Annotated in this window: 22 protein-coding genes and 2 pseudogenes; 12 read left to right on the plus strand and 12 right to left on the minus strand. The window is 66.3% G+C overall.

Translation table 11 applies throughout. From position 1 onward, the window contains the following. Both AQJ27_RS46490 and AQJ27_RS46495 read left to right on the plus strand, forming a co-directional pair. Positions 1-1001: PP2C family protein-serine/threonine phosphatase (locus AQJ27_RS46490; RefSeq protein ID WP_079065808.1), on the plus strand; the 1001-nt coding region annotated here is incomplete at its 5' end. A 389-nt stretch (positions 1002-1390) separates the two neighbouring features. Then, a complete protein-coding gene (locus AQJ27_RS46495; RefSeq protein ID WP_067383831.1) occupies positions 1391-2221 on the plus strand; it encodes an IS5 family transposase in 831 nt (276 codons plus the stop codon). On the opposite strand, the gene AQJ27_RS56995 is transcribed toward AQJ27_RS46495, so the two are convergent. Beyond that, positions 2139-2420 carry a hypothetical protein gene (locus tag AQJ27_RS56995; protein WP_159064604.1) on the minus strand — a complete coding sequence of 94 codons (282 nt, stop codon included), beginning with the start codon at positions 2418-2420 and terminating at the stop codon, positions 2139-2141. The genes AQJ27_RS46495 and AQJ27_RS56995 overlap by 83 nt on opposite strands. Before the next feature lie 415 nt (positions 2421-2835). After that, complete coding sequence (locus AQJ27_RS46500) at positions 2836-3186, minus strand: hypothetical protein (RefSeq protein ID WP_067383834.1); 351 nt, start codon at positions 3184-3186, stop codon at positions 2836-2838. 943 nt (positions 3187-4129) lie between these two features. Between AQJ27_RS46500 and ltrA the strand changes: the two genes are divergently transcribed. After that, positions 4130-5869, plus strand: a complete 1740-nt coding sequence (ltrA, locus tag AQJ27_RS46505; RefSeq protein ID WP_235613925.1) for a group II intron reverse transcriptase/maturase — start codon at positions 4130-4132, stop codon at positions 5867-5869. 840 nt (positions 5870-6709) lie between these two features. Then, complete coding sequence (locus AQJ27_RS57000) at positions 6710-6865, plus strand: hypothetical protein (RefSeq protein WP_159064605.1); 156 nt, start codon at positions 6710-6712, stop codon at positions 6863-6865. Between the two features lie 332 nt (positions 6866-7197). Here the strand turns inward: AQJ27_RS57000 and AQJ27_RS46515 are convergent, their stop codons facing one another. From AQJ27_RS46515 to AQJ27_RS53805, 4 genes and pseudogenes are all read right to left on the minus strand, one after another. Then, positions 7198-7797, minus strand: coding sequence for a hypothetical protein (locus AQJ27_RS46515; RefSeq protein WP_067383842.1), 600 nt, complete (start codon positions 7795-7797; stop codon positions 7198-7200). A 551-nt stretch (positions 7798-8348) separates the two neighbouring features. After that, a pseudogene (locus AQJ27_RS46520) lies at positions 8349-8839 on the minus strand (transposase); the annotation flags it as partial. 207 nt (positions 8840-9046) lie between these two features. Next, positions 9047-9802 carry an AAA family ATPase gene (locus AQJ27_RS46525; protein ID WP_067383845.1) on the minus strand — a complete coding sequence of 252 codons (756 nt, stop codon included), beginning with the start codon at positions 9800-9802 and terminating at the stop codon, positions 9047-9049. Positions 9803-9947: 145 nt separating this feature from the next. After that, positions 9948-10091, minus strand: a pseudogene (locus AQJ27_RS53805) (ATP-binding protein); the annotation flags it as partial. 127 nt (positions 10092-10218) lie between these two features. Here AQJ27_RS53805 and AQJ27_RS46530 point away from each other — a divergent pair. After that, positions 10219-10722, plus strand: a complete 504-nt coding sequence (locus AQJ27_RS46530) for a hypothetical protein (RefSeq protein ID WP_159064606.1) — start codon at positions 10219-10221, stop codon at positions 10720-10722. A 1097-nt stretch (positions 10723-11819) separates the two neighbouring features. Here the strand turns inward: AQJ27_RS46530 and AQJ27_RS46540 are convergent. From AQJ27_RS46540 to AQJ27_RS46550, 3 genes are read right to left on the minus strand one after another with little or no spacing between them, the layout of a single operon-like run. After that, positions 11820-13460, minus strand: coding sequence for an IS200/IS605 family element transposase accessory protein TnpB (locus AQJ27_RS46540; protein WP_067383855.1), 1641 nt, complete (start codon positions 13458-13460; stop codon positions 11820-11822). Further along, a complete protein-coding gene (locus AQJ27_RS46545; protein ID WP_067383863.1) occupies positions 13453-14031 on the minus strand; it encodes an IS607 family transposase in 579 nt (192 codons plus the stop codon). Before AQJ27_RS46545 ends, AQJ27_RS46540 begins: the two co-directional genes overlap by 8 nt. 40 nt (positions 14032-14071) lie before the next feature. After that, the gene (locus AQJ27_RS46550) at positions 14072-14470 is read right to left on the minus strand and encodes an RICIN domain-containing protein (RefSeq protein ID WP_067383866.1); all 399 of its coding nucleotides are present in this window, start codon (positions 14468-14470) and stop codon (positions 14072-14074) included. Between the two features lie 294 nt (positions 14471-14764). Here AQJ27_RS46550 and AQJ27_RS46555 point away from each other — a divergent pair, with 294 nt between their 5' ends. From AQJ27_RS46555 to AQJ27_RS57005, 6 genes are all read left to right on the plus strand, one after another. Continuing rightward, positions 14765-15937, plus strand: a complete 1173-nt coding sequence (locus AQJ27_RS46555) for an IS4 family transposase (protein ID WP_235613926.1) — start codon at positions 14765-14767, stop codon at positions 15935-15937. 1430 nt (positions 15938-17367) lie between these two features. Continuing rightward, positions 17368-18342 carry a zinc-dependent alcohol dehydrogenase family protein gene (locus tag AQJ27_RS46560; RefSeq protein WP_067383871.1) on the plus strand — a complete coding sequence of 325 codons (975 nt, stop codon included), beginning with the start codon at positions 17368-17370 and terminating at the stop codon, positions 18340-18342. Between the two features lie 32 nt (positions 18343-18374). Further along, a complete protein-coding gene (locus AQJ27_RS46565) occupies positions 18375-19079 on the plus strand; it encodes an NADPH-dependent F420 reductase (RefSeq protein ID WP_341866161.1) in 705 nt (234 codons plus the stop codon). A gap of 45 nt (positions 19080-19124) precedes the next feature. Then, the gene (locus AQJ27_RS46570) at positions 19125-20129 is read left to right on the plus strand and encodes a zinc-binding dehydrogenase (RefSeq protein WP_067383878.1); all 1005 of its coding nucleotides are present in this window, start codon (positions 19125-19127) and stop codon (positions 20127-20129) included. A 57-nt stretch (positions 20130-20186) separates the two neighbouring features. Next, a complete protein-coding gene (locus AQJ27_RS46575; protein ID WP_067383880.1) occupies positions 20187-20513 on the plus strand; it encodes an MmcQ/YjbR family DNA-binding protein in 327 nt (108 codons plus the stop codon). 61 nt (positions 20514-20574) lie between these two features. Beyond that, on the plus strand, positions 20575-20718 hold the full coding sequence (locus AQJ27_RS57005; RefSeq protein ID WP_159064607.1) for a hypothetical protein: 144 nt from the start codon (positions 20575-20577) through the stop codon (positions 20716-20718). A gap of 151 nt (positions 20719-20869) precedes the next feature. Here the strand turns inward: AQJ27_RS57005 and AQJ27_RS46580 are convergent, their stop codons facing one another. The 3 genes from AQJ27_RS46580 to AQJ27_RS46585 all read right to left on the minus strand — a co-directional run bounded on the left by AQJ27_RS46580 (position 20870) and on the right by AQJ27_RS46585 (position 24649). Beyond that, the gene (locus AQJ27_RS46580; protein ID WP_067383882.1) at positions 20870-21505 is read right to left on the minus strand and encodes a TetR/AcrR family transcriptional regulator; all 636 of its coding nucleotides are present in this window, start codon (positions 21503-21505) and stop codon (positions 20870-20872) included. Positions 21506-21628: 123 nt separating this feature from the next. Beyond that, on the minus strand, positions 21629-23311 hold the full coding sequence (locus tag AQJ27_RS53810) for an FAD-dependent oxidoreductase (protein ID WP_079065816.1): 1683 nt from the start codon (positions 23309-23311) through the stop codon (positions 21629-21631). A gap of 588 nt (positions 23312-23899) precedes the next feature. Next, on the minus strand, positions 23900-24649 hold the full coding sequence (locus tag AQJ27_RS46585) for an SDR family NAD(P)-dependent oxidoreductase (protein WP_067383935.1): 750 nt from the start codon (positions 24647-24649) through the stop codon (positions 23900-23902). A 272-nt stretch (positions 24650-24921) separates the two neighbouring features. Between AQJ27_RS46585 and AQJ27_RS57010 the strand changes: the two genes are divergently transcribed. Further along, positions 24922-25095, plus strand: coding sequence for a hypothetical protein (locus AQJ27_RS57010; RefSeq protein WP_159064608.1), 174 nt, complete (start codon positions 24922-24924; stop codon positions 25093-25095). Positions 25096-25120 lie beyond the last annotated feature (25 nt).

Genomic DNA, 25120 nt, shown 5'->3' on the forward strand with positions numbered 1-25120 from the left:
TCGGGGCCCTCGCGGTGGCGGCCCTGGTGCTCGTCGCCGCGTTCGAAGGCGGACTGGCCACGGCCAACCGCCTGGCGCAGATCCTCGCGCTGCTCGTCCTCTGCGCCCTGACGGTTTTCCTGCGATACGTCACGGAGCGGCGTGAGCGTGCGCTGAGCCGGGCACGCTCGGTGGCGGCGACCACGCAGCGGGTCCTGCTGCGGCCTCCGCCGCGCCGGATCGGGCCGTTGCGGGTGGCGTGGCTGTATCTGTCCGCGGAGGACGAGACGGACCTCGGGGGTGATCTCTTTGCGGTCGGCCGGGCCGGGCATGCCGCGACCCGGGTGGTGATCGGCGATGTGCGGGGCCACGGCCTGGCCGCGATCGGTGAGGCATCGCTGGTGCTGAGTGCTTTCCGCGAGGGCACTCACCGCTGTGCCTCTCTGCTTGAGCTGGTGGCTGCCCTTGACGACAGCGTCAGCCGGAACGTGGAAGATGTGGCAGACACCAAGCGCGATCCCGGCGAGCACTTCATCACCTGCCTCGTCCTGGAGATCCCCGACGAGGGCCCGGGGGCCGAGATGGTCAACTGCGGGCATCCGCCGCCGCTGCTGGTGACCGATCAGCAGGTGATGGTTCTGCACGCCCGCCGCCCCCTGCCGCCGCTGGGCATGGGCGAACTGCCCTTCGAGGCGCGCCGCACCGACCCGTTCACCTTCCAGGCCGGTGACATGCTCGTGCTCTACACCGACGGTGTCATCGAGGCCCGCTCACCGGCCAGAGCGTTCTATCCGCTCGCCGAGCGGGTGGCGTCCTTCCCCGCAGCAGGCCCCGACGATCTGCTGGACCGGATCCACCGCGACCTGCTCGCCCACATCGGCGGGCCTCCCGCTGACGACGCCGCCATCCTCGTCATCGAACACACCCCCTCGCACCACCCTCTCCGGCCCCGCACCGCTTTGGGTTCCAGGGCGGGACGGCAGGCGGTCGGGCCGCCGTCACGCGCGCAGGACGACGGCTGAAACGGCTGCGCTGGCCGCCCACGCAAGCGCAGCTGCCTCCCATTCCTGCAGCTGTTCTGGAGCGCCCATCTCTTCGCAATCGCGTGGGCGCAGGAGCCTACGAGCGCCGCAGTGATCTTCTTAATGCGTTGTGGCAAACCGGATCTTGTTCGAGCGGCAGCGGGTGATCATCTGGACGGGGGTTCGGGTGCGGTCGCGGGCATGAGAGAACGGGCCCCTTGGTAGTGACGCGGTTACGACACCAGCACGACCAAGGAAGCCCGTTGCCTGATCAGTTGAGCAGTATCTCTGCGCTTGCGTCCACCGCGGTCACCCCTAGGTGTGACTGCTACGTGCACCGGTTCGGTTCGATCGCTCCGGGACGGCGGGCGGGCTGCTATCCCAGTGACATGACGGATGCGGAGTGGGCCGAGGTCCGCGCCGCGATGCCGGTGCCGGCCTGGCTGCTCAGGCGTGGCGGGCGTCCGGAGACCTACTGTCACCGCGAGATACTTGACGCGGTGCGCTACCTCGTCGACAACGGCGTGAAGTGGATGGCCCTGCCGGTCGATTTCCCGTACTGGCGGGCGGTCTACGACTTCTTTCGCCGCTGGCGGTCCTACGACTACGTGCGTGAGCTGTACGAACGCCTGCGCCGCACGGTGAGGGAACGCGCAGGCCGCAACGCCGAGCCCAGTGGCGGGATCATCGACAGTCAGTCGGTGGACGCCTCCGAGACCGTCGGCGAGGACAGTCGCGGATACGACGGCGGCAAATCACGCGACGGGCGCAAGCGTCACATCCTGACCGATACCGAGGGCCTGCTCCTGGAGGTCACCGTGACCACAGCGGACGTCCACGACTCCAAGGCCGCCCCCGCACTGCTGGAGACGTTCATGGACCAGCCGGGCCGGCTGCTGAAACTGGTGTGGGTCGACAGCGCCTACCAGGGTCCGGCGCTGGCGAAGGCGTTCGCCCGTCACGGAGTCCGGATCGAGGTCGTGCGCCGATCCGATGGGCAACGCGGATTTGTCGTACTGGCCCGCAGGTGGGTCGTGGAGCGAACGCTGAGCTGGCTCTCCCGCTCACGCCGCCTCAACCGCGACCACGAACGCCGCCCCGATCACCACCAGCAGATGGTGTGGTGGGCAGCCACGATCAGGCTGTCGCGCCAGGCGGCCGGCGATGCCCCGCGCTGGCCGGAGAAGCGTCCCGGCCGACGGCCCCGGGCGCGGGCATGAACCGTCCGTTCTTCTCCCGCAGCAGCCAGCCCCGCTTCTCCAGCGCGTAGGCACGGTGACGGATCTTCTCCACCTCGTTCTTGATCTCCGCCTCCCGGCCCACCGCGCGCGTCAACTCCACCCCGCTCACCGGCCCCGAAGCAGCCACCACCGCGGCGAACACCTCCCGATAGAGGCCGCTGAGCACCTCCTCGCCCATGCCCGCCCCCCCACACCGGCGGTTGCTCGCCATGCACCGCGCCGAAGCCGCGCGATCCCCCAGCGGCAGCCGCCTCACCACCAGACGGCACGGAAACCGGCGTATTCACCACGCTCTCCTCGGCCAGCGCCGACACGAGCTCCTCACGCCCCACCCGGGCTCGCTCGACTCGCTCTCGCGCGGCATTCACCTCCGCCTGAGCCTGCTCCAGGACCTCCGTCCAGGACTCCAGCTCCTGCCTTGCCCGCGACTCACGCCGTTCCATCAACCCCAGCACCGACGGCATCGCACCCTCCTCGATCAACAACAAGCCGTCCGCTGCCTGCCCCTAACCCTCCGCGATCACGCCCTGCACACGAAGAAGCCCCTGCTCATCGAACAGGGACTCCCTTTGCCACGACGCACTTAGTTGGCCTTACGGCGCATTCGGCGGAGGTACGGAGCGCTGCTTGGATCCCCAGATGCAGCCCTGCATCATCGCCGTAGTGACCTTGTCCTTGAAGCCTGCTGCCGGCGTCAGCCGGTCCCTGCACCAGCGAGAGACGTCGTCCGCCATGCCGGATCCCGGGTCCTCCCCTTGCTTGGCGAGAGCGGCGGCGAAGTCGTAGCCGCGTTTGTATTGGGCGTCCGCAATCGAGCCGGGCTCGTACGGGTTCCCGTAGATGATAGGGGGCGATGGTTCGGAGGCGCCGCCTCGACTGATGAGCGGGGCGATCAGCAGCACAGTGGGCAGGCCGACCAAGACCGAGGCGAACAGCAGGCCCATCTTCGGGGACGTCCTTTTACCGACCGCGTACGACAGCATCGCCAGCGGAATGGCTAGAACGAACGCCAGGAGCGGGATGATCGCTGCACCACCTGCCACAGGTCAGGCCCCCCATCTTTTCGCGGCTCGGCGGCGTCATGCTATGTGTCGTGATCGGGACACGGAGGCGCGGGGTGTGTGGTCCTCGGCGCCGCGTGGTTGCCGGTCACCACCTGCCGGGTGTCGCGCTCACTGGCCAACTAAAGCGCTCAGTGTGCGACACGAAGTCGCTCCAGGTAAGTAAGGACGGCCGTATGAAGGGAAGTTGAGGAGGCTGGACTTCGGGCCAGTGTCCAGGGCTCGTCCCCACGCTCCCATGCGTTGCTGGTAACGGCGGGGTGTGAAGCGGAGCGTTCAAGCCCAAGAGCACTCCGGCCATCGGAGAGCAACAGGTGAGGGGAAGGCTGGACGGGCGAACGCAAGTGAACCCCCGATGATGCTCCGTGATCTTAGGACCGTGCGATGGCATTTGGGCGACGGTCACAGGACCCGGTGCTGCGAGGCACCAAGCGACCTCCGGGTAACTGAGTCCGGAGGGAGGACACCGCTGGTTCCGGAGTAGAGGGGGCGCCCACCCCAGTCGCGTCTTACTGGTGCGGAACGTGGGAACCCCGACGGGGTCCAAGTCTCGGCTTGGTAGGCCAACCGTGAGGAAGGCTGAAGTCCCCGGCGGGAGAAGGAAGATCCAAGAAGCGAAGGCCGGCAGGCCGAAAGGCCGGAGGAAACCGGGAGATCGGGACCTTCACCCGCTCTCACATAACTCGCCGGATACGGGTCCTGGTGGCCCGGCCCGAAAGGGCGCCCACGTGGATCAGGTGAGCCTTTGAAGTCACCACTGCAAGGAAGCCGGAACCGAGGGACAAGTTAGACACCGGAGGCGAACATAGAGATCACGGCACCTGTCGTGACGTCCGCGCCTGCGGTGAACGGACCCGAGGACGACTTACTCGACTGGCACGGCATCGACTGGGCCACCTGCGAGGAAAACGTACGGCGGCTGAGGCAGAGGATCTTCAAGGCGACGCAGAACGGGGATCTGAAGAAGGTCCGCAACTTGCAGAAGCTCATGCTGAGAAGCCGCAGCAACACGCTGGTCAGCGTGAAGCGGGTGACGCAGCAGAGCAGTGGTCGCAAGACCGCTGGCATCGACGGGGAACGAGCCCTCACGCCGAAGGCGAGAGGCACCTTGGCGGCCGAGATCCATCGGTCGTCGAAGCCCTGGAAGGCCAGGCCGGTCAAGCGAGTGTTCATCCCGAAGAGCAACGGGAAACAGCGACCACTCGGCATCCCGGTCATCCGTGACCGGGTCCTCCAGGCGCGCGTGAAGAACGCGCTGGAGCCCGAGTGGGAAGCGCGGTTCGAGCCGAGGTCCTATGGCTTCCGGCCCGGCCGCAGCTGCCAGGACGCGATATCTGCGATCTTTTGGACGGTGAAGGGCAAGAACCCGAAGCGTCTGTGGGTCCTGGATGCGGACCTGTCGGCGGCGTTCGACCGCATCGACCACACCCACCTCATGACCATGCTCGGCCAGTTCCCCGCCAGGGACCTGATCCGCGGGTGGCTGAAGGCAGGCGTGATCGACCGCGGCCGGTTCGCACCGACCGAAGAGGGCACTCCTCAAGGCGGTGTGATCAGCCCGTTGTTGCTGAACGTTGCCCTGCACGGACTGGAACAGGCCGCAGGGTGCCAATACGCGGTGCGGGCCGGGCGCGAGCCCGGCGCCGCCCCGGGCACCCCGGTGCTGGTGAGGTATGCCGATGACTTCGTCGTGCTCTGTCACGACGAGGAACAGGTGCACCAGGTCAGGGCTCGGCTGGAGGACTGGCTGGCGCCGAGGGGTCTTCGCTTCAACGAGGAAAAGACCCAGGTCGTCCACCTCGATAAGGGGTTCGACTTCCTCGGCTTCACGGTCCGCCGCACGGGCGGAAAGCTGATCATCAAGCCGAGCACAGCGGCTTGCGCGAGGCTCCGGGCGCGACTGCGGACCGAGGTGAAGACCCTGCACGGGTCCAATGCCGAGGCCGTGTTGCGCAGGCTGATCCCGATCGTTCGCGGTTGGGCTGCCTACTACCGGGCGGTGGCATCCACGACGACGTTCTCGTCGCTGGATCACTACATGTGGCGGTTGACCCTGAAGTGGGCTAAACGCCGTCACCGCAACAAGTCGAGTCACTGGGTCGTGGCCCCGTACTTCGGCAGGTTCCACCCGTCCCGGCGAGATCGGTGGGTGTTCGGCGACCGCGACAGCGGTGCCTTCCTCATCAAGTTCGCCTGGACCGGCATCGTCCGCCACCAGCTCGTCAAGGGCGGAGCGTCCCCGGACGACCCCGCGCTGACCGGGTACTGGCGGGACCGCCGCCGCAGGAAAGCGCCGCCGCCGATGGACAAGACGAGTCTTCTCCTGGCGGTTCGGCAGCAGGGGCTCTGTCCTCTCTGCAAGCAGGCGTTGATCGTCGGAGCCGAGTACGAACCGGACAGCCCACGAGAGTGGATCAACTGGTTCGCGGCCTCGAAGAAGATGCTCCACAAGCATCACTTCACCTACCGGCGAGACGGCGGCACGGACGAGCGGAACAACCTTCGCCTCGTGCACTCCGAATGCCACCGCCAGCACCACGCTGGGGACGGCAAACGGGCCACATAACCCTGCCGACCTGCGAAGCCCATGGGGCTTGCTTGAGCCGGATGCGAGGAAAGCTCGCACGTCCGGTTCTGAGGGGGCCGGGGATCAGCAATGGTCTCCGGCTACCCGACCACAACAGCGTCACAGCGAGGCTGTGACCGTCAGCGATAGTTGGCCAGAGGCGGTGGCAAGACCTCTGGTGGCGGTCCTGCACTCAAGGACAGTTGGCCATTTCGCCCAGAGATAGTTGGCCACTGCGGCTTCGACGTCATCGCGGAGGTGCGCGGAGGCGTGCTTCTTGAGGTGGAGCCAGGTGCGTCCCCACTGCTTGGACGACTTCGCTGGTGCGGAGGGCAGCATGGTGCGCAGAGCCTCCCGAAGCGCCGCTCGTTCCAGGGCGAGCAGCGTGGCGGCTCCGTCCAGGAGGATGGCGGTGGCGACGGCAGAGCGGGGTGGGGCGTCCCACCTCGGTCTTTCCGCGTGGTCTCCTCTCTCGCCGGCCCGTCGTTTCAGCTGATCGATGTGCTCTTCGAATGCGTCCGACAGTCTGGGTGGAAGGGTCTGCCCTGTGGCCAGGTGGCGTGGAGGACGGCCGACATGACGCGTAGCCCGGTGAAGTAGCGGCGGGCTTCGAGTGGGTCGGTGGCTTCGCTGAGCAAGTCGGTGATCCGGTTCTGCAGACGCCAGAGCGAAGGGGTGATCTCGGGCTGAGGGGGCTGGGCGGCCATGGAGTCGAGGCGGGCTCCGCAGAACAGGTGGGTCGGGGTAAGCCCTGTTTCCCGATTGCGGCATTGAGCCGGGTGCAGCCTGGAAGATCCGATGGCGCCTCCCGGTGATCTTCATCTGCCAGGACCATCAGACTTGACCGCCATGGGGGGACAGCGGCAGGAGTCGGCTGCCGGCCTGGTCGAAAGCGTGCTCGAGGGGCGGGCCCTCGCGCTGCTGACCGAACACGCCGACGTGGGCGTCCTGATCGAGCATGCGAGCTTCGACGTCCTGCTCGCCCGCCGCCTCTGACCTCTTAACCGAGGCCTCCGGGCGGGGCCCCGCTCTGTCTCCGCTCGCCTCGTTTTGTACTGGAGCCACAAAGCGATGCGGGGACGACCCCACTGCAGTCGCACCGCGGCGTACTAGCACGTCGTGGGCCTGCTGAACCCCCTGCACCTCCTCGCCCATGTGTCAGTACCGTTCCGGGGCGGGCGGAGCTTCCGGCCACTTCACTCGCAGCAGACCGTCACCCATCACGTCAGGGCGGCTATCGCATGGTGGGCTTCCGACGGAATGCCTTGACCTGCGAATACGCGACTCGCGTTGTGTGCACCTCCCGCGCCGAGTTATGAGGGTTCCCGTCAGAACTTGCCCATATGCTCCACAGTGCGGTGGTGCCCCAGCTGTTGGCTGAACGTCGCGCAGAAGGTGGTGGAGAGGGGCGGCCAGCCCCAGAAGTCGAAGGCGAGTGCTCCCACCGCGAAATTGGGCTCCCACTGCCACTCGGTGACCGAGACCGAGGCACCGCAGGTGGAGCAGGGGGCACTCCCCTCACCCATCTCTTTCCATGCGGCGATGCCGTCCTTGAACGGCTGCCACACCTCCTCGTTCGCCTCGAACTCCTCGGGGTAGTTGATGATCACGGTCTTGGTTTGGCACCGCGGGCAGACGGCGTATTCCGCCTCGTCCGCTCCCTGACCGCCGACGTGGTAATCGCGCCCGATGATGACGGCCACCGGGCCCGGCAGCCAAGTCGGGTCCGATGAATCGGCAACGCCCTGCGCCCAGTTGGGACCTGGCACGTAGCCTTCGTCCACGGTCAGGCTGTAGACCCCGTCGCTGGACAGCTCACGCGTGATCAGGCCCTCGGTGACCATCCAGGCGACCATCCGCTCCGCGAGCGGCCCGGCCTCCTGGGCGGTCACCTCGACGTCGACGATCCGCTCGTAGAAGTCACCCATCGTCTCCACCTCCTAACGATCAGACTCGGACACTGTGCCACCACCCTCTGACACCAGCCCCGGCATCGGCGAGGGAAACAGCGGCGAGAGGCGACCGCACAGCCGCAGTCCCTCCCGACTGGCGCACGGACCACTTGCCGGGCTGATGCAGGCGGGCCTGCTCGAAGCGGGCACCGTCCTGACGTTCCACCAGCGCCGCGCCAACCGCTCGGGTCGTGCAGTCGTCACCGCCGAGGGGCAGCTACCTGCGCCAGACGACCTGTGCCCACGTTCGCCGTGAGATGCCCGCCGACCGTCGGCGGCCGGAAGGGGACGCGTACGACCGGGCTCTGCAGAAGGGGGCGCACGGCCAGCACACTACAACAGCCCCCAAGCGGAGCACAGTTACAGCCCCCCCCACCTGCGGCTCGACATCATGACTCCAGCTGAGGCCCACGCGTGGACCGTCGCGAACATCGGACCGCGCAGTGGGCGGGGGTACCGGCTGTGCAAGGTGTGCCGGCCGGACCAGCCGTGACGGTGACCTGCCGGTTTCACCGGGTGTCGCGGGCGCTGCCACGCGTGTGTGCGCCCGAGATGCCGACGGACAGGGGCAAGCCGGTCCCCTCCGTGATCAAGTGGATCTTTGACCCGTACTTGCCCCGATCTACAGGATTCGGGCCCGTCAGCTCCACCTTTTCAGGGCCCGCATGTTGACCGAGTCGATCGCGCACCGGGACCGATCCAGCTCACCGCGGGATCCGAGTTCATCAAGGACCAGGCCGTGGAGTTTGGCCCACACCCGGGCCTCGGTCCACTCGGCAAAGCGTCGGTGAGTCGTCGCGCCGGACGAGCCGCACGATGCAATCGGCAATTACTGCCACGTGCAGCCCGAGGTCGCCACGAAGACGATCGCCGCCAGCACTTCACGGTCGCCGTGCCGGCGCCGGCCTCCGCCCTGGTGTCGCGACGGCGCCTCCGGCACCACCCGCTGGAACAACTCCCACAACTCGTCCAGCACCAGCCGCTCAACGATCCTCACCACGACCGGCAACTTACCCATCTGGCTTTGTTCACGAGTCAACGGAGGCGTTTGTTGCGCACTTCGGGAGGCACCTACTGGCCTCGGGGCTGGCAACGGTTGTCGAGAAAAGAAGTCGCACAGCCGTGCGGAATCGGTACTCGCGGCTGAATCCCTTGGTGAAGAGGTGTCGGCGCGTGTGTGCTCGTCCTGAATGTCCGGGCAGAGAGCGCCGTCGAACCGGCTGATCTATGCATCCTCGGCGAACATACGGTCCAGGAAGCGGTCAGGATGGTTGACGAACGCGCGGGTCAAAGCGACAGGCTCGGCCTGCTCGTATTCCACCTGCTCGATGGTGCCCCCGCTTTCGATCTGCAGGATCCGTGCGCCAGGCATGGCCAGCAGGATCGGCGAATGCGTGGCCACCACGAACTGGCACCCTTGCTGCAGGAGTTCCCGGATCCGGACCATCATCGCCAGGCAACCCTGCACCGACAGGGCTGCCTCCGGTTCGTCCAGCACGTAGAGACCGTTCGGGCCGAAACGGTGGTGCACCAAATCCAGGAACGACTGGCCGTGGGAGCGTTCGTGTAGGGACTGACCGCCGTAGGCGCGCATCAATTCCCCCGAGCCTTCGTCCAGCCGCTCGATCTCGGTGGCCACGTTGTAGAAACTCTCGGCGCGCAGGAAGAAACCCGTGCGAGGTCTTCGGTTCCAGCACAAAGTCAGGTGATCGCCCAGATTGGACTCGGTGGCCCGGCTGGCGAACCGGAAGGACCGGGAACCACCCTCGGCGTTGAACCCGGCGGCCGTGGCCAGCGCCTCGATCAAGGTGGACTTGCCGGAGCCGTTGTCGCCGACCAGGAACGTCACCGCGGGGTCCAGATCGAGCCTGTCCAAGCTGGCGAGGTGGGTGACGACCGGCAGACTGAAGGGGTAGCGGCCGGTGTCCACGCGCGAATCGAGCTCGACATAGCGGACAAAGCCCTGGCCGTGTCGGGTCATCGGCTGCCGGTTCTGGTCCGGTCCAATGCAGCGGGGTCTGTCGGAGTCATGCCTTGACCATAGATCCAGGCACTGACAGTCGTGCCGACCACGGGTGCCCGTCCCAGCCGATAGGCCCAGCCCGCTGTGTCCAGCTCGGCGCGGGCCTGGTCTGGGCTAGCCGGTAGGAGTCGGTTCCGGTCTCGACGACGTTGCCGCCGAAAGTGAGGCGGTCCACGATGGCCGCGCCGAGCCTCGGGTCGGTGAAGGTCTTCGTCCACGTTCCGAAGGACTCATCCGACGCGATCGCGCGGGTTTGTAGCTTCCCGGAAAGAGAGATCCGGCGTACTTGATGGCCGGTGTCTCGGCGGCTGGGAGGTACCGGAAGGTGTAGGGGCGCTGCCGGTGTCCCAGCGGTGGGTTCGTACGATCGGACGGTGACGAAGCAGACTACGGTGCGCATGGGGCGGAAGCAGGTCTTCGGGAGTGTCTTCTGCGGCGTGATCGCCCTTTCCCTCTTCGGTGTCGCCGTCTACATGGCCGTCTCGGCCGTCGGGCGCTTGGGGCTGGTCGGACATCAGCTGACCATGCGGGTCACGGACTGCGAAGTGTCCGCGCCGGCCACGACATCCCGGGGCGGCGGTCATCCCGACCTCGATTGCAGGGGGTTCGTGGATCTGGCGCAGGCCTCTGACGGCGGGAAGCGCTGGATCACGGCGACCGGTTTCTCCTCCAAGCCCGTCTTCGGCGCGCCCCTGGAAGTGGCCAAGGAGCCGTGGGGGTCTTGGGTGCCGGTGGATCAGGGCGGCTGGAACCGGCTGGGCCGCGCGCTCTCCCCGCTGATCCCGCTCGCCTTCGCGGGCTTGTTCGCCAAGGTGACCGTGGCCGCAAACCGCGGCTGGAGGAACTCCCGGCGGTTGCCCGCGGGGGCCTCGGCGTAGAACAGGCTGCGCGCCCGAAGCTGGCGCAGGGCTCATCGGGCAGGGGCGACGTCCAGCGACGTATTCCATCACCTGGGGAGCCCCATTTCGTCGGTTGCCCTCAGCAGGCGGCAGGTGCGACGGCGGCCTCAGGCCTCCTTGGTCAGGTCCGAGCCGACCTCCGGGCCCTCGTCGAAACGGTGCCGTGGTCGGTGGAGCCGATGGACGCGTGGGAGGCGCACGAGAACGCGTGGCGGCCAGCGTCCTGTTTCGCCTCGCCCTGCTGGGACCCGGTGGACGCCGCGGAGATTGCCCGGCTGCGGGCGAGGGAACTCGAACTCGCTGAGGTTCTCGTGTGCCACCAGTACTGGACCGAGTTCGCTCCCGGCGACGTACAGGCAGCCCGCGCCGCGCTCAAGCACCGCCGGGAGCAGGGGCCGGCCAGCACGACGAGCCGACCAGGCGACCGAGCAGCTGCGCAGAATCTACTTGGTCAGGAGTTCAGACAGCACTCCATCGTGCAGCGGGGACTCCGTCCTGGACGACGGACTTGTTGGGCCGGGCGTCGTGCCGGCCCACACTGCGCACTGCGGCATCCCGCGGGAACGTCGTCCTGGGAACCTCGCTGCCGCCGGGCCGGCTTCTTCGCCGCGTGACGTCGTCGGCATCGCCGAGCTGGTGGAGACGCCGGCCGTCCGATGACCATGCTCGCTATCACTCCTGGCCTGCTGGTCATCTTCATGGTGTCGGGGGCCGTCTTCGTCGCCGTGTACCTCCACACGAAGAGGCGCAGTACCGAGGTTCCGGCCGCCGGCGACCTGGGCACTGCGGGTTCGACCGAATCGCTTGCCAGGCCGGCATCCTCATCTGGACCGACGCTGACCACGGAGTTAGAACCTAGGGGACCGTGCCGCTGCGGGTAAGCAGCGGCGCGGCCTCACACATCGACGAGTGTGAAGCGCTGAGAGTCAGACCCGTCGCACGCATCGCCCTCGATCCTGGCACCGTCGCTGATGCCCGTCACGGTCCACCAGAGCCCGATGGACAACGACCTGAACCCGATGCCCGGCTGACCGTGCTCGGCGAAGTACGTGAAGCGCTGATGAAAGGAACCGTTCCTAACCAGTGATCAGGAGTGGGTCTTGGACCCATGTCCCGGCACTGCGCGCATCCCGGACGGTTTTGGATGCACTGGTTGCCCGCGTTCCTCGTGTGGTCTCCGTTCGGGCACGCGAATCGTGTGCACGCTCCGTTACGGGTGGGCGGGTTCCCTCACGTCCCCGGACATCACGATCGGCCTGGACGGTCCGATGCCCAGCACCATCACTCTGGTGATGCTGGGGCGGTGCCGTCCGTCGCCGGATCGGGTGCCCGAGGGCGCGTCGCCCGATCGCGATGCCTGCGGCATCGTGACGGGACATCTTGCGGCGTGGGGCGGCCAGTGGCTTTTGCCAGTGCTGGGCACCCCACTGGGAGGTGTAGGCCGGATCGACCGCGACAATGCTCAGGCCCTGCTCGGCCGCCATGGATACGAGGCGGCCTTTGAGCTTGCCGGTGGGGATTTTGGAGATGAGCTGCCGGAACCGCTTCTTGCGGCCGTGCTTCTCGCGGGTCTTCTCGGCGGTGAAGTCCAGATCTTCAATCGCGATGGCGGCGACGCCGCACCGCTTCGCCCAGTGCAAGACCTGGGTGATGGCGTGCCGGATCTGCGCATCCCGATACTGCGCGGTGCCGGACAGGTCGTAGAAGAAGCGGTGCGGGTCGCCAACCGGATTACCGTGCCGGTCGAGCTGGTAGGCGGCGAAGTGGTCGGCGTTCGTATCGACGCCGATCATGCCCTTGGCGCGGGCTGTCTCCAGCGGGATGGTCTTGACGGCGGGGCGTTGCCAGGACGCGGTGAGGTACCAGCGTCCACGCTGCACGTCCAGGTGGATGCGGTACGCGACGGCCCGGTTTGCGGTGATGCGGTCGGCCCACTCTGCGCCCCGGTGCGCGAACGCGATCTTCGACGCCAGGACGTATCGGCCGTGCCTGGTGTTCGCATGGTGTGCTAACGGGGCGGGCAGCTTGATCGAAACTTCACCTTCGGGCGTAACGCGGATCGTCTCGTTGCCGTATCGCTTCCCCGACTCGCCGTCAGCGGCGAGAAACCAGCGCTCCGTTTCCCACCGCCTGCGCCACTCAGCTTCGGTGAGCTGGGCTTTCCCCAGGTTGTGCCGGGTGTTGAGGAGCCGTCGACCACCGCGCACGACGTGCACGACGCCGTTGTCACGGTCAGCGCGCGCCCGGTCGAGCCGATGTTCCAGCGTATGCAGCCGACGGGTCTTCTGGAACCACTCGCCCTTGGAGCGGTAGCCGCCCGGTGCACGCTTAGTGCCCTTCTCGCCGACAGGCTGGGACAGTCGGTGCATCAGTGTGCGCACACCAGCCTCGAGGGACTGGATGTGTGCGAGCTGGCAGCGACGCGACAGCGCCCACTGATCGTGCGTGGCCTTCGTGATCGACCCGGCCCAGCGCGAGGACGATGCGGCGGTCAGGCCCTGCTTACGAGCCGCCCACGTGTCCGTGGAGTGCTCGTTGCCGTCCGCGCACCGCGCTTTGAGGTCCAGCAACGCCAGGTTCCCGAGGTGTTCGCCCACCAGGCGCAACACCTTGTCGTCCTCGGTGGTGAGGTGCTTGAGGCGATCGCGTATCGCGACGCCGGATGGGCCGAGGGCGACGAACGGCGCGTCGATGGGGCGCAGCTGCTTCTTACTCATCGGCGGCAGCCGCTTTCAGAGCCTTCTTCGCCCGGTTCTTCGCTGAACGGCGGCCGTACAGGCGGGCGCAGAACGACGTCAGCACCTCAACCATGTCCCGCACCAGGTCATCTTCGACCTCGCCGGCATCAAGGACAACAAGGCGACGACCGGCGGCCTCCAACGCGGCTTCAACAAGTTCGGTGTTCATCCGGCCGAGCCGGTCCCGGTGCTCGACCACCACGATGGTCACCTTCGGATCGGCCAGCAGTCGACGGGCCTTGGTGCGGCCACCGTTCATTCCGGAGGCGATCTCCGACTCGATGCGGACCACCGTGTGACCGGCCTTCGCCGCCCACTCCGCGAGCCTGGCGGTCTGACGTTCCAGATCCGGCTTTTGATCGTGCGAGGAGACGCGGGCATACAGACCCACGCCACCGGTCACGGACGGTGAGGTGTTCGCGTCGATGTTGACCAGGATCGTGCGCGGTCCCACGCGCTCTGCGGGCACCGGCAACGTGCCCTCACGGAACCAGCGGTACGCAGTGCGAGGGGCGATCCCTTGCGCTCGCGCCCATTCCGTCAGGTTCATAATGCAAAAACATACAGCACTCTTGAACAGTAATGGTCACTCATGAACACTCAAGCGCCAACAGTTCCAGACCCTCCCTGCACTCCTGCTGGATGATCGGCCAAGTGATCCCGTTACCCCCGGATGCGCCGTAGATGGTCAGGCACTTGTCCGCGAACGTCCTGATCTCGTGGGTCGGGTTCGCGACGCCATCGTTCATGCTCTTGAAGCGCTGGGCGGGAAGATTCTGGCACCGGTTCTGTTCAAGCGAAGCGCCGTCGCTGGTGCTCTGGTTCCTAATGGTCAGGCACTTGCCCGTGGACGTCTTGATCTGAACGAGGTGGTAGGCCGGGAACGCCTGCGCGGGCTGAGCTACTCCGTTCATGGAGGCAAGGACGGCCGCTGCGCTGGCTACGGCTACTGTCGGCCGTCGTAGGAAACTCATCATGGTGCCGATCACGTGACCTCTTCTCCTTCGTGGGACGCGCCAGCTCTCACACTCGCCGCTGGTCAGCACCGCTCAGACTTCCCTGCCGACAGCATGAGGAAAGGGCATACCACCCGGTGCGGCCGATACCCGGCGAAACCGTCACCCCCGTGGGTGAAGTGGACTGATCGGTACCGGCCACGCATTCACACCATTCGCGGAATGCGCGGTCCCTCAGAGCACCAAGGAGACACGCCCTAGGTGTCAATGCCGTTGCGTTAGCTGGTCGGCGTACGCTGCTGTGCAGTGCTTCCGGGGGTGGTTCGGGTGTCTGCAGATGTCGGTGAGTTATCGGGGTTAGGCCTGCTGACCTGGGTGTATCCGCCGGGTTTGGTGGATCGTGTGGTGGCCGCCTGTGGTCGTTCGGAGCATCGCAGACGCCTGCTGCCGGCCCGGCTGGTGGTGTACTTCGTGCTCGCACTGGCCCTGTTCTCACCGGCGCCGTATCTGGAAGTGATGCGGCACTTGGTCGAGGGCCTGCGAGGCCGGGGACTGCTGGGCGAGTGGCACATCCCGGCGAAGTCGTCGCTGTTCAGGGCCCGTCAGCGGCTGGGATCGGAGCCGCTACGGGTGCTGTTTGCCACGACCGCCAAGCCGATGGGCACCCAGGCTGCTCCGGGCTGCTTCTGGCGCGGACTGCGGCTGCTGGCGGTGGATGCCACCTGCTGGGACGTGGCCGACAGCCCGGCGAACGAGGCCGCCTTCGGTCGTCCCGGAAACAGCCGCGGCCACGACAAGTCCTGCTTTCCGCAGGTCCGGATGGCCTGCCTGATCGAGGTGGGCACCCACCTCGTGCTGGACGCGGAACTGGCCGGCTGCCGCACTGGCGAAGTCACCCTGGTCAACCGATTGCCACGATCCTGCGGACCCGGCCAACTCATCCTGGCCGACCGGGAGTTCTTGGGCGTGCCGTTGTGGCGGGCCTTCACCAACAGCGGTGCCGATCTGTTGTGGCGGGTGCCCGCCAACCGGGTCCTGCCCGTCGACCGGATGCTGCGTGATGGATCGTGGCTTTCGCGCATCCACGCTACCGGCGACCGCACTCACACCGATCCGGTCACGGTCCGGGTGGTGGCTTACCAACTGCACGGCACCGGCCGGGCGGCCGAGGACTACCGGCTGGTGACCACCCTGAGCGATGCCCGCCGCTATCCCGCCCGCCAGCTGGCCGCGCTCTACCAAGAGCGCTGGGAAGCAGAAGCCGTCTTTGCCGAGCTCAAGACCCATCAACGCGGAGCCCGCACGGTGCTGAGCAGCAAGACCCCCGACGGTGTCGTGCAGCAGATCTGGGCCCACCTGCTCGTCCACCACGCACTGCGTGAGCTGATGGCCAGAACCGCCGCCACCCGGGGCCTGGACGCCGACCGGATCTCCTTCACCGAAACTCTGCGCTCCGCCCGGCGCAGCGTGACCGTCACGCCGGGCAGTTTTTCCCCCTGAGCTGCTGGTCAGAACCCTCGTCCTGCTCAAGCATGACCTGCTCGAACGCCTCCTGCCGCACAGACGCCTGCGCAGCCAGCCCCGCGTCATCAAGCGCAAGATGTCCAACTACCGGCTCAAACGGGCCGAACACCACACCTGGCCCCAACCCACCCACACCGGCACCCGAGCAGTCCGCATCCAACGGCCCCACCCCGCGACTGCATAAAGCAACGGCATTGTGCCCTAGGTGTGGACTAGGTGCGTTACGAGTTACGCAGCCGGGCTGCTGTCACCACGGCGTGCCGGGTCGTTCCGGCGAGGACCTCGACTGCCGGGCCCGGCCCCGTGGTGCGGTAGGCCCCCCGCGGGTGCGGGCGCTCCGGGACGGTCCGCTCGCGACGAGGTGCGCGGAGACCTGCGCCGCGAGCGGCGCCTTGAGTGTCTGCGTGAGCGCGATGCGGCCGCCGGGGAGCCGGACGTCAAGAGCACGCGGGCGTGCGGCAGGTCCGGTGTAGCCGACGATCTCGGCGTCCACGGTGCCCGCGTGCCACTCGTAAAGGGCCGTAAAGGGCCGTTATTCAAAAGCTGAGGTATTCCAAGGACCACGCCTTGTCCACGGGCGGTCATTGACCGAATGGTCTTCCCTCGCGATCGGAGGAAGGCGGAGAGTCCCGTCGCTCCTGGGAGACGTCGAGGTCCCAACCGGGCCTGCACCGTTCGATCAGTCGCTGAGCGATTGGCAACCTATCCGGCCGTCGGCACGCTACCCGGCTCCTGGAGGCTCGTCCGGAATGCTCTGCCCCCGCTGTACCGGACCGTGGGTGGTGCACAACGCGGGGAACAGCGGGGGTGGCCGATCCGTCATCGCTTCGCCAAAGACCGCGGACTGCGCTCGATCGAGTACTCGGCGCGTGCACCGGCGGCTGTGGCGCCCATGGAATCGGCGGGGCGTGATGCGACAGAAGGAGTACAGGGCCACAGGATCTGTTCAGCCAGCCGGAGACCGGGCAGGGTGCGTGCTTCTCCGGTTGCAGTGACCCGGTTCGGGTTCTTTACTAGTAGGTACAAATCTCATTAAACCGTGCGGACCGTGAGGTGGCGTGGCGGAGTATTCCGTCGTCGACGAGGACGTCACAAGGTGGACGAGCATGGGTTGCCGCGTGCCGGCGTGCTGTGCTCTCTGCAGGTCTCCGGGTGACCTACATCGAGGAAGAAGCAGACATCCTGAGACAGCTTGATGACAAGGTCGGTTTGGTGACTGCTCGACCGGAATCGGTCTGGCTATAGCCCGTCGGTTCGTCGCCGAGGGCTCCACCGTCCACCTCACGGGCCGGAGCAGAACCGAGCCGGATACACCGGTGGAATCCCTCGGGGACCGGGCCGTCGGCATCCGACGCGATGTCTCGAATTTCGAGAAGCGACGGCGACAAAGCTAGGAGTCGTGTCTCATGCTCGCCATTCACCTCACCCAGTTCGGGGAGCCGGAGAAGAGCCTGCAGGTGGTGGACGTGCCAGAGCCCCCGGCTCCCACCGCCGGACAGGCGCTGGTCCAGGTCGAGTATGCCCCTCTCGACCACCACGACCTTCTCCTGGCGCAAGGTGTCTACCCCGTACGCCCTGAGCTGCCGACGGCTATCGGAAACGAGGGCGTCGGGACCGTCGTATCCGTAGGCCCCGGCGTCATGGAGGTCAGCCCAGGCGAGAGAGTCCTGCTTCCCTTCGGCGTCTTTTCCTGGTCCGAGCGGGTCGTGGCCGAGGCAGCAGACCTGACCGTCGTGGACAAGTCCATCAGTCTTGAACAGGCAGCGATGCTCACGATCAATCCCGTCAGCGCGGGGCTCCTGGTCAGCCTGCGTGACCTTCCGGCCGGTTCCTGGGTGGTGCAGAACGCGGCCAACAGCGGGGTAGGCCGGTCTGTCATCGTGTTCGCCAAGGAACGAGGGCTGCGCACGATCAACATCGTGCGCCGCGCGGAACTCGTGAGCGAACTCCGTGATCTCGGTGCCGACATCGCGGTTGTCGACTCGGCGGCCGCCGGCGCGCGCGTGCGGGAAGCCATCGGCTCCGATCCGGTGCTACTCGGCCTTGACGGCGTCAGCGGTGCGGCGACCGCCCTGTTGCTGGACGTACTGACCGACGGCGCGCTGCTGGCGATCTACGGGTATTTGAGCGGCTGGCCGTTCACGCCCGATCCTGACGTGCTGAGGACGAAGAACATCACCACGACGGAATTCTGGATGTACCAGGACGAGTTCCTTCCCCGGCTTCCGGCTCTGAACGCGGAGTCCGCGCGGCTGGTCTCTGAGGGAAGACTCGTCCTGCCCTCCGCGCCCGTCTACAAGGCGGCGGACTTTCCCGAGGCGCTCGCGCATTTCCGGGAGAACGGCAAGGTCCTCCTGGACTTCAACCCGCGTCGCGCGTAGGCGCCGACGCACCTGCCGCCGAGGCCGGGACCATCCCGACAGGAAGCGGCCGGAGCCGATCACACAGCCGCTGCCGGGGCGCCGGCACGACCCCCGACACACGATCAAGGATGGGCAGCATGGCCGCACAGAGCACTATCGGCATTCTCGGCGCGGGAGAAATCGGCCGGGCCGTCGCCGACAAGGCCGTCCGTCACGGACACGAGGTACTCATCGGCAACAGCCGGGGTCCGGAGACACTCAAGGCAGTCGTGGAGCAGTTGGGGCCGAAGGCCCACGCGGTGACGGCCGAGGAGGCGACGCAGCCGGAGCTCGTCTTCCTCGCGGTGCCGTTCTCCGCAGTGCCGGACCTGACCGGCCTTGCCGACTGGTCCGGGAAGATCGTCGTCGACACGACGAATCAGTTCGCGGCGGCCAACCCCTGGAGGGGCCGGTACGACGTAGGCGACCTCACGGGAAGCGAGTGGGTCGCCCAGCGCCTGCCCGGCGCGCGGATCGTGAAGGCGTTCAACAGCCTGTTCGCCGCGTTCATCGCCGCGGACCCCCAGCACGAGGAAGGCCGCCAGGTGGTCTTCTACGCGGGCGACGACGCCGACGCGAAGGCGGCCGTGGCCGGCTTGCTCGACGAATTCGGATTCGCCGCCCTGGACCTCGGCGGTCTACGGGAGGGAGGTCGGCTGATGCAGCTCGACGGTGCACTCAGCGCGAAGCACCTGCTGCTCATGGACGTCGGCTGACGCCCCGGCCAAGCCCCATACGCACCAGCGCACAGGAGGCGAATCATGAACCGTCGTGTCGTCTGGACCCGTAGCGGGTCACCCGCCGACGTCCTGACCGTCATCGAGGAGCCCGAACCGGAAGCACCCGTGTACGGTCAGGTCCTCATCCGCGCCACGGCCTTCCCGGTCCACCCTGGTGATCTCCTAGGCCTCGATGCCTTCCCCGCGACCGCTGCAGAGCCGGTACCGATCGGCGTGGAAGGGACCGGCTTGGTGGAGGCCATCGGCCCGGATACGCGCGTGGCTCCGGGCGTTGAGGTCGGCGGCCGTGTAACCGTCTTTCCCCTGCCGGGGGGATGGTCACAATGGATCCTGGCGGACGCCGAGATGGTCGTCCCCGTGCCTGATGAGCTGTCGGACGAGGTCGCCGCACAGATGCTGACGAACCCGCTCACCGCGGTGATGCTGCGCCGTGAGGCGGAGCAGCACCCGGCCTTGGGATACGACGGATATTTGGTGCAGGCCGCCGCCGGCTCGTCGGTCGGGCGGCTGGTGACGGGCGTGATGCAGTACCACAACGTAGGCCTGGTCAACGTCGTCCGCAGTGACCGCGGTGCCGCCGAGCTGCGCAAGCGGTTCCCGGACGTCCCGGTCGTGGCGACAGAGAATCCGGGCTGGGCCGACGAGGTCCGCAAGGCAGCCGACGGCCGCCCGCTCAGTGTGGCCTTCGACCCTGTCGGCGGAAAGCTGACGGAAAGCCTTCTAGACCTGTTGGCGCCGGGCGGCAGGCTGGTCATTTACGGGGAACTCGCCGAGGAGCCGATCTCGGTGCATGCGTCGACGCTGCTGCACCAAGCGCTGACAGTGCGGGGCGCGACCCTCGGCCGGTGGCTGTTGGAGGCATCCGCCGAGAGGCGGGCATCGGACGCGGTCGCCGCGACGCTGATCGCGCTGGAGTTCCAGGACCAGTTCGACGTGGCCGCTACGTACGACCTCGGCGAGCTGGCCACCGCCGTGAAGCACGCGGTGCAGCCCGGCAAGGTCGGCACCGTCCTCATCCGCCCCTAGCAGCCGCCGCTGCCAAGGGCGGAGTCCTGCAACTTCAGTTATGGAAGCGAGGTAGCCATGAACGTGGACGACGTCCGGGAGCTGGCGCTCTCTTTCGCCGGAGTCAGTGAGTCGCGTCCGTTCGCCCCGGACCGCGTGGTGTTCAAGACAGTGGCGAACAACAAGGTGTTTGCCATCCTCAGTGGCCATGAGTTCCCGGACGACCAGGTGACAGTCAAGGCCGATCCGGAGCGGGTCGCCGAGTTGCAGCACCGCTTCAAGGCAGTGCACCCGGCGTACAAGCTGAACAAGCGATACTGGGTCAACATTTCGTTGGCCGGCGATGTCCCGGACAAACTGATTCGGGAGCTGATAGGGGACAGTCACGACCTGGTCGCACCATGAGCCCCCGGGCGTCCAGGTGCACAATTCGCCGACGCCGCGCGGCAGGAGCATCGGCCGCTGGATGTCAGACACCTCCCTCGGCAGGCAGACATCCGACGTCGCCGCCGCGAAGATGATTGCGATGGCGGCCAAGGACCAGCCGCCACCTACGGTCTCGGCGACCTGGCAGAGGCTGTGCAACACGCGCAACGGCCCGGCAAGGTAGGCACCGTCCGCATCTGCCCTGGTAGGCGCCCCTGTGCTGCTGCTGATCGTCCTGTTCGTAGGCGGCGCCCGTGACGCCTGGCGGGGTAAGACCTCCACGGCGTGCGGCCCATGGCACTGAAAACCCAAGGGCCGTCCAGGTTGGGACCACGTCACGGCGCTGAACGGTCCTCCAGCCGGTCCGGCGCCGGCTCGTTCGTGGACGCGCAGGGAAGAAGGGCCAAGGCCTGCTGGGCAGCCCCGATGACAACCTCCGCTGCGGCTCCCGCCCTGCCCAGGGCCTCCAGTCCCCGCAGCACAGCAAGGAGAAGGCTTGCGAGCCCGTCCGTGTCCGCTTCGGCATCCAGCGAGCCCTCCCCTTGGGCGCGGGCGAGGCAGTCCGACAGTTCGCTGTGCATTCCGCGGACAGTGGCAGCGGTCCGCTCGGCGACGGTCTTGTCGACTGCGGCGAGTTCTGTGGCGCTCCTGGCCATCATGCAGCCGCGCCGCTCCACGTCCCTGCTGATCGCTTCGGAGATGTCGCATACAAGGCGTTCCAGCTGCGGGAGGGCCGGTCCCGGGCCGCGCAGAGCCGAACGCCAGGCTCCGATCGCGTCAGTGTTGTAGCTGTCCAGAGCCTGCAGGAATAGGGCGTGTTTGTCTCCGAAGGCCCCGTACAGGCTTCCGCGTCCCAAGCCTGTGACGGCGCTCAGATCGTCGATGGAGGTTCGGTCGTAACCGTGGGACCAGAACTGGTCGCGAGCAGCCCGAACAACTTCCTCGTCGTCAAACTGCCGAGGCCGGGCCATGAGAAAACTGTACCCCGTGTATGGGGCATTGCGGGACGAAGACAGGACAGTACGGGCCTGTTCGCTGCTTTCGATGCCGACTCGCCCGAACGGCCGTGCTCGTGCTGCCCGACCCGCTTGCTCTCAGAAGGGCACTCCGGGCACTCCTATGACCCGATGAACGGAAGAAACGGCAGAGGCGCCTTCGCCGACTGCGGCGGCTACACGCTTGATTGACCCATGCCGTACGTCACCTGCGGCAAAGACTCGCGGAATACTCGTTTCAAAGGGAAGAGGAGCGCGTTGCAGCTCCTGCCAGGACGGCCCCAGATATTCGTCAGCAATGTGCACATCGGTGTATATGAATCCATCCTTGTCGGCTGCGCAGGCATCGTTTAGCCAGTCGGTTGCCGGTGTCGCACCTATGAAGCAGAAAAGTCCGCTGCATCTCAGCAGTGATTCGACGCCAGTGGCGGAATTTCTGATCCTGATGGCCTCCAGGGAGCCTTCCCCTTCGAGTGCTGTCACCTCGCTCGACGTATGCACGGAAACGCGCGGATCCGCGAGCAGGCGGCGAACAAGATAGGAGGACATGCGGGCCTCGATGTTGTCACGGCGCAGGATGATGTTCACTGCAATTGATTTACTCGCCAGGAACAGGGCTGCTTGCCCTGCGGAGTTTGCCCCTCCCAGCACGGCCACCGGTCTGCCTGCGCACGAACGGACTTCTAGATCAGTCGCAGCGTAATAGATTCCCGCGCCTTCGAATTGTTTCCAGCGGGCGATTGGAAGGGACTGGTAGCGGGCGCCAGTTGCGATAATTGCCGCGCGCACAAAAATATCCGTGCCGTCGGACAGGGAAATCTTTATCCGGTCGGCAAGGGACTGAAGGCTTACGGCGCGCGAAGGCGAGTAGAGGCGAGATCCGAATTTCAGCGCCTGTACGGCGGCAAGGCGGGTCAGTTCTGCGCCGCTGATTCCGTTGGGGAATCCCAAGTAGTTCTCGATGCGGGAACTTGCTGCCGCCTGCCCTCCAGGGCCCACGGCGTCAAACAGGACAGTTCCGAGCCCTTCTGACGATCCATACACCGCGGCGCCCAGCCCGGCAGGACCACCCCCGATGACAGCGAGGTCTATCTCTTCATCCTTAATTCTTTCATGCGACAGTCCCAGATTCGTCGCGAGGCTTCCTGGCGTGGCGTTGCGCAGCGAGCGTCCCGGAAGGAGAACGGTGGGCAAATCACCTGCGGAGAGCGAAGCGAGCCGCATCAGCAGCGATCCGTCGGCGGTTGCGTCGTCCATCCAGCGATACGGAAGTGCCATGTGTTCAAGGTACGAGCGCAGCGCCATGCACTCGGCAGAGGAAGCGCTTCCGATGACCTCAATGGTGCGCGAGGCAGACTCCATCAAAATTTCACGTCGAGCCCTGAAAGCGGTGAGAAGGATGTCGGAGAGTGCGGTCTCGGTTTCCATCAGGAAGCGAAAGCGGTCGGGTGGAATTCGATAGATGCGGCCATCCGTGGCAGCGCGCGCAGGGAGATACACGAACTGCCCGGTGAGAATACTGAGTTCACCGACAAATTCTCCGGGTCCAAAAGTGACAATCACCTCCTCGGAATAACCAGGACCTGCCTCTCTGATGATTTCAAGCTGGCCTTCTTCGATTACTACCAGGTCATACTTTTCATCTCCCAGGCGGTATATGAATTGCCCTGCGGTAATGTTCTGCGGAACGCCGAACTCAAAAAGTCGGGCCAGCTGATCTTTCTCAAGGCGAGGATAGGCTCTATCGCCCCAGATTCGGCGTCCTGGTTGTCGCGAGGGCATGATCATCTCCCATAGATCGGGCATTAGACCAACAGTCGGCCTCGCCCTGTACGGACGCGCCGGTCATCCAATGGGGGCCACCCGCCCCCGGCGTGCACTGCACGTAGGCCGGGCCACGGCAGGAGGCTCTTGAGTGCGATCTCGGCCAATCGCAGCCACTGGTCGGCATGGCTGGGGTACTGCGACCCAGTCCTTGAAGGGCAGATTCTTGCCAGAGGCGTCGAAGGGCCCGGAGCCGGGAAGGGCCAGGGCTTTCGCGTGCGCGGGTGTGCCCTCGTTGAGTTTGAAGACAAGGTAGTCCCCTCTGAGGCCCGCGAAGGCCTTGCTGTGGACTTTGAGGGCGCATTTACCGAACAGTATTCCGGTCGAGACTCCCAGAGGGGCGAGTTTTTGGCGACACTCTCGAATAGTTCGTCAGGGTTCATGAGCCGTTCCTGACGTGGAGGAGATAGCTGGTTGCGGCTACGGATCAGGCAGCCGCATTAGATCGGTCACCTAGGAAAACCCGTGAAAAGCTCTCCGTCGGCTGGCGGGCCAAGCCGTCTTCCGGCCTCGCTTCGCGGCTACGCCGAAACAGGAGGGCCGCATTCAGACCTGGACGAGGCCGCCGTCGACGAAGAGTTCGGCTCCCGTGGTGAAGGAGCTCTGGTCAGAGGCGAGAAAGACGGCCGTGGCGGCGACTTCGTCGGGGCGTCCTATCCTGCCGAGGGGAATCTGGTCGGCGAGACGGTCCGCGAGCTGCTGTTCGCCCTTTGCCGGGCTGCCCAGACCGCGGATGCCGGGGGTCTCTATCGGTCCCGGGCTGAGGGCGTTGACCCGGATGCCGCGCCCCGCGAGTTCGGCGGCCCAGGTGCGGGCCAGGTTGCGGATGGCTGCCTTGGTGGCGCTGTAGACCGTCATGGCCTGGACGCCCGTCGACGCGTTGGTGGACGAGAGCACGATGACCGAGGCCCCGTCCGGCAGCAACGGGAGTGCCTTCTGGACCGTGAAGATCGTCCCCTTGACGTTGATGTCGAAGGTCGAACGGTATTGCTCCTCGGTGATCTCCCCCAGGCGCGCCAGCTCGCCGCCGCCGGCGTTGGCGACGACGACATCCAGCCGTCCGCTGCCGCTCTGGATGATCGCGAACAGCTCATCCAGAGCCTCGAGATCCGCGACATCACTTTGTATGCCGATGGCCCGTCCCCCGAGGGTTTCCACAGCCGCATCAAGTTCGGTTTTGCGTCGCCCTGTGAGGTACACGGTTGCGCCCTCGGCGACGAACCGACGGGCTATGGCCAGACCGATCCCGGTCGACCCACCGGTCACCAGGCTGATCTTTCCATCAAGCTGTCCCATGATGTCCACATCTCCCTTGCGGCAACTCGGCCAGAGACCGGCTGAAGGCCCAGCGCGCCGGCACGCGGCAACTACCCCCCTCACCGACGGCGGAGTCCCCCGCCGTCCTACCTCACGGACTGCATAGTTAGTTCGATTTGTACCTATTAGTAAAAAACCCTAAGCGGCGCGCTGCAACCGGAGGCGTACTCGCCTGCGGAGTGTCGACCTCTGGATCAGCCAACGGGAGGGCTCTGGCAGCGTTTCAAGCCGAGCGGTGCCTGGAGCCCCGGGTGGTCGAGCAGATCCGTGAGTTCGACGTGGAGTTCTTGTCCGATCGCGGCGATCTCGGCGCTGCCGAAACTGCCGAACTGGTTGCTCAGCCTGTCGAGTGTGAAAAGCGAGAGTTCCCATGCCCACCCCGCCAAGATGAAGTGCAGACATTGAACCTTTTCCATACTCAGTGAGCCTTTTCCATGCTCAGTCTGAGAC

Source organism: Streptomyces olivochromogenes (genome assembly GCF_001514115.1).
In the GTDB taxonomy this organism is placed as follows: domain Bacteria; phylum Actinomycetota; class Actinomycetes; order Streptomycetales; family Streptomycetaceae; genus Streptomyces; species Streptomyces olivochromogenes.

Coding starts and splice junctions, on each gene's coding strand:
- AQJ27_RS46540 (WP_067383855.1), bottom strand. CDS start 13,460: ATGAGTAAGAAGCAGCTGCGCCCCATCGACGCGCCGTTCGTCGCCCTC.
- AQJ27_RS46515 (WP_067383842.1), bottom strand. CDS start 7,797: ATGGGTGACTTCTACGAGCGGATCGTCGACGTCGAGGTGACCGCCCAG.
- AQJ27_RS46575 (WP_067383880.1), top strand. CDS start 20,187: ATGAACGTGGACGACGTCCGGGAGCTGGCGCTCTCTTTCGCCGGAGTC.
- AQJ27_RS46545 (WP_067383863.1), bottom strand. CDS start 14,031: ATGAACCTGACGGAATGGGCGCGAGCGCAAGGGATCGCCCCTCGCACT.
- AQJ27_RS46560 (WP_067383871.1), top strand. CDS start 17,368: ATGCTCGCCATTCACCTCACCCAGTTCGGGGAGCCGGAGAAGAGCCTG.
- AQJ27_RS46570 (WP_067383878.1), top strand. CDS start 19,125: ATGAACCGTCGTGTCGTCTGGACCCGTAGCGGGTCACCCGCCGACGTC.
- AQJ27_RS46495 (WP_067383831.1), top strand. CDS start 1,391: ATGACGGATGCGGAGTGGGCCGAGGTCCGCGCCGCGATGCCGGTGCCG.
- AQJ27_RS46585 (WP_067383935.1), bottom strand. CDS start 24,649: ATGGGACAGCTTGATGGAAAGATCAGCCTGGTGACCGGTGGGTCGACC.
- AQJ27_RS53810 (WP_079065816.1), bottom strand. CDS start 23,311: ATGCCCTCGCGACAACCAGGACGCCGAATCTGGGGCGATAGAGCCTAT.
- AQJ27_RS56995 (WP_159064604.1), bottom strand. CDS start 2,420: ATGGGCGAGGAGGTGCTCAGCGGCCTCTATCGGGAGGTGTTCGCCGCG.
- AQJ27_RS46500 (WP_067383834.1), bottom strand. CDS start 3,186: ATGGGCCTGCTGTTCGCCTCGGTCTTGGTCGGCCTGCCCACTGTGCTG.
- AQJ27_RS46580 (WP_067383882.1), bottom strand. CDS start 21,505: ATGGCCCGGCCTCGGCAGTTTGACGACGAGGAAGTTGTTCGGGCTGCT.
- AQJ27_RS46525 (WP_067383845.1), bottom strand. CDS start 9,802: ATGACCCGACACGGCCAGGGCTTTGTCCGCTATGTCGAGCTCGATTCG.
- AQJ27_RS57005 (WP_159064607.1), top strand. CDS start 20,575: ATGTCAGACACCTCCCTCGGCAGGCAGACATCCGACGTCGCCGCCGCG.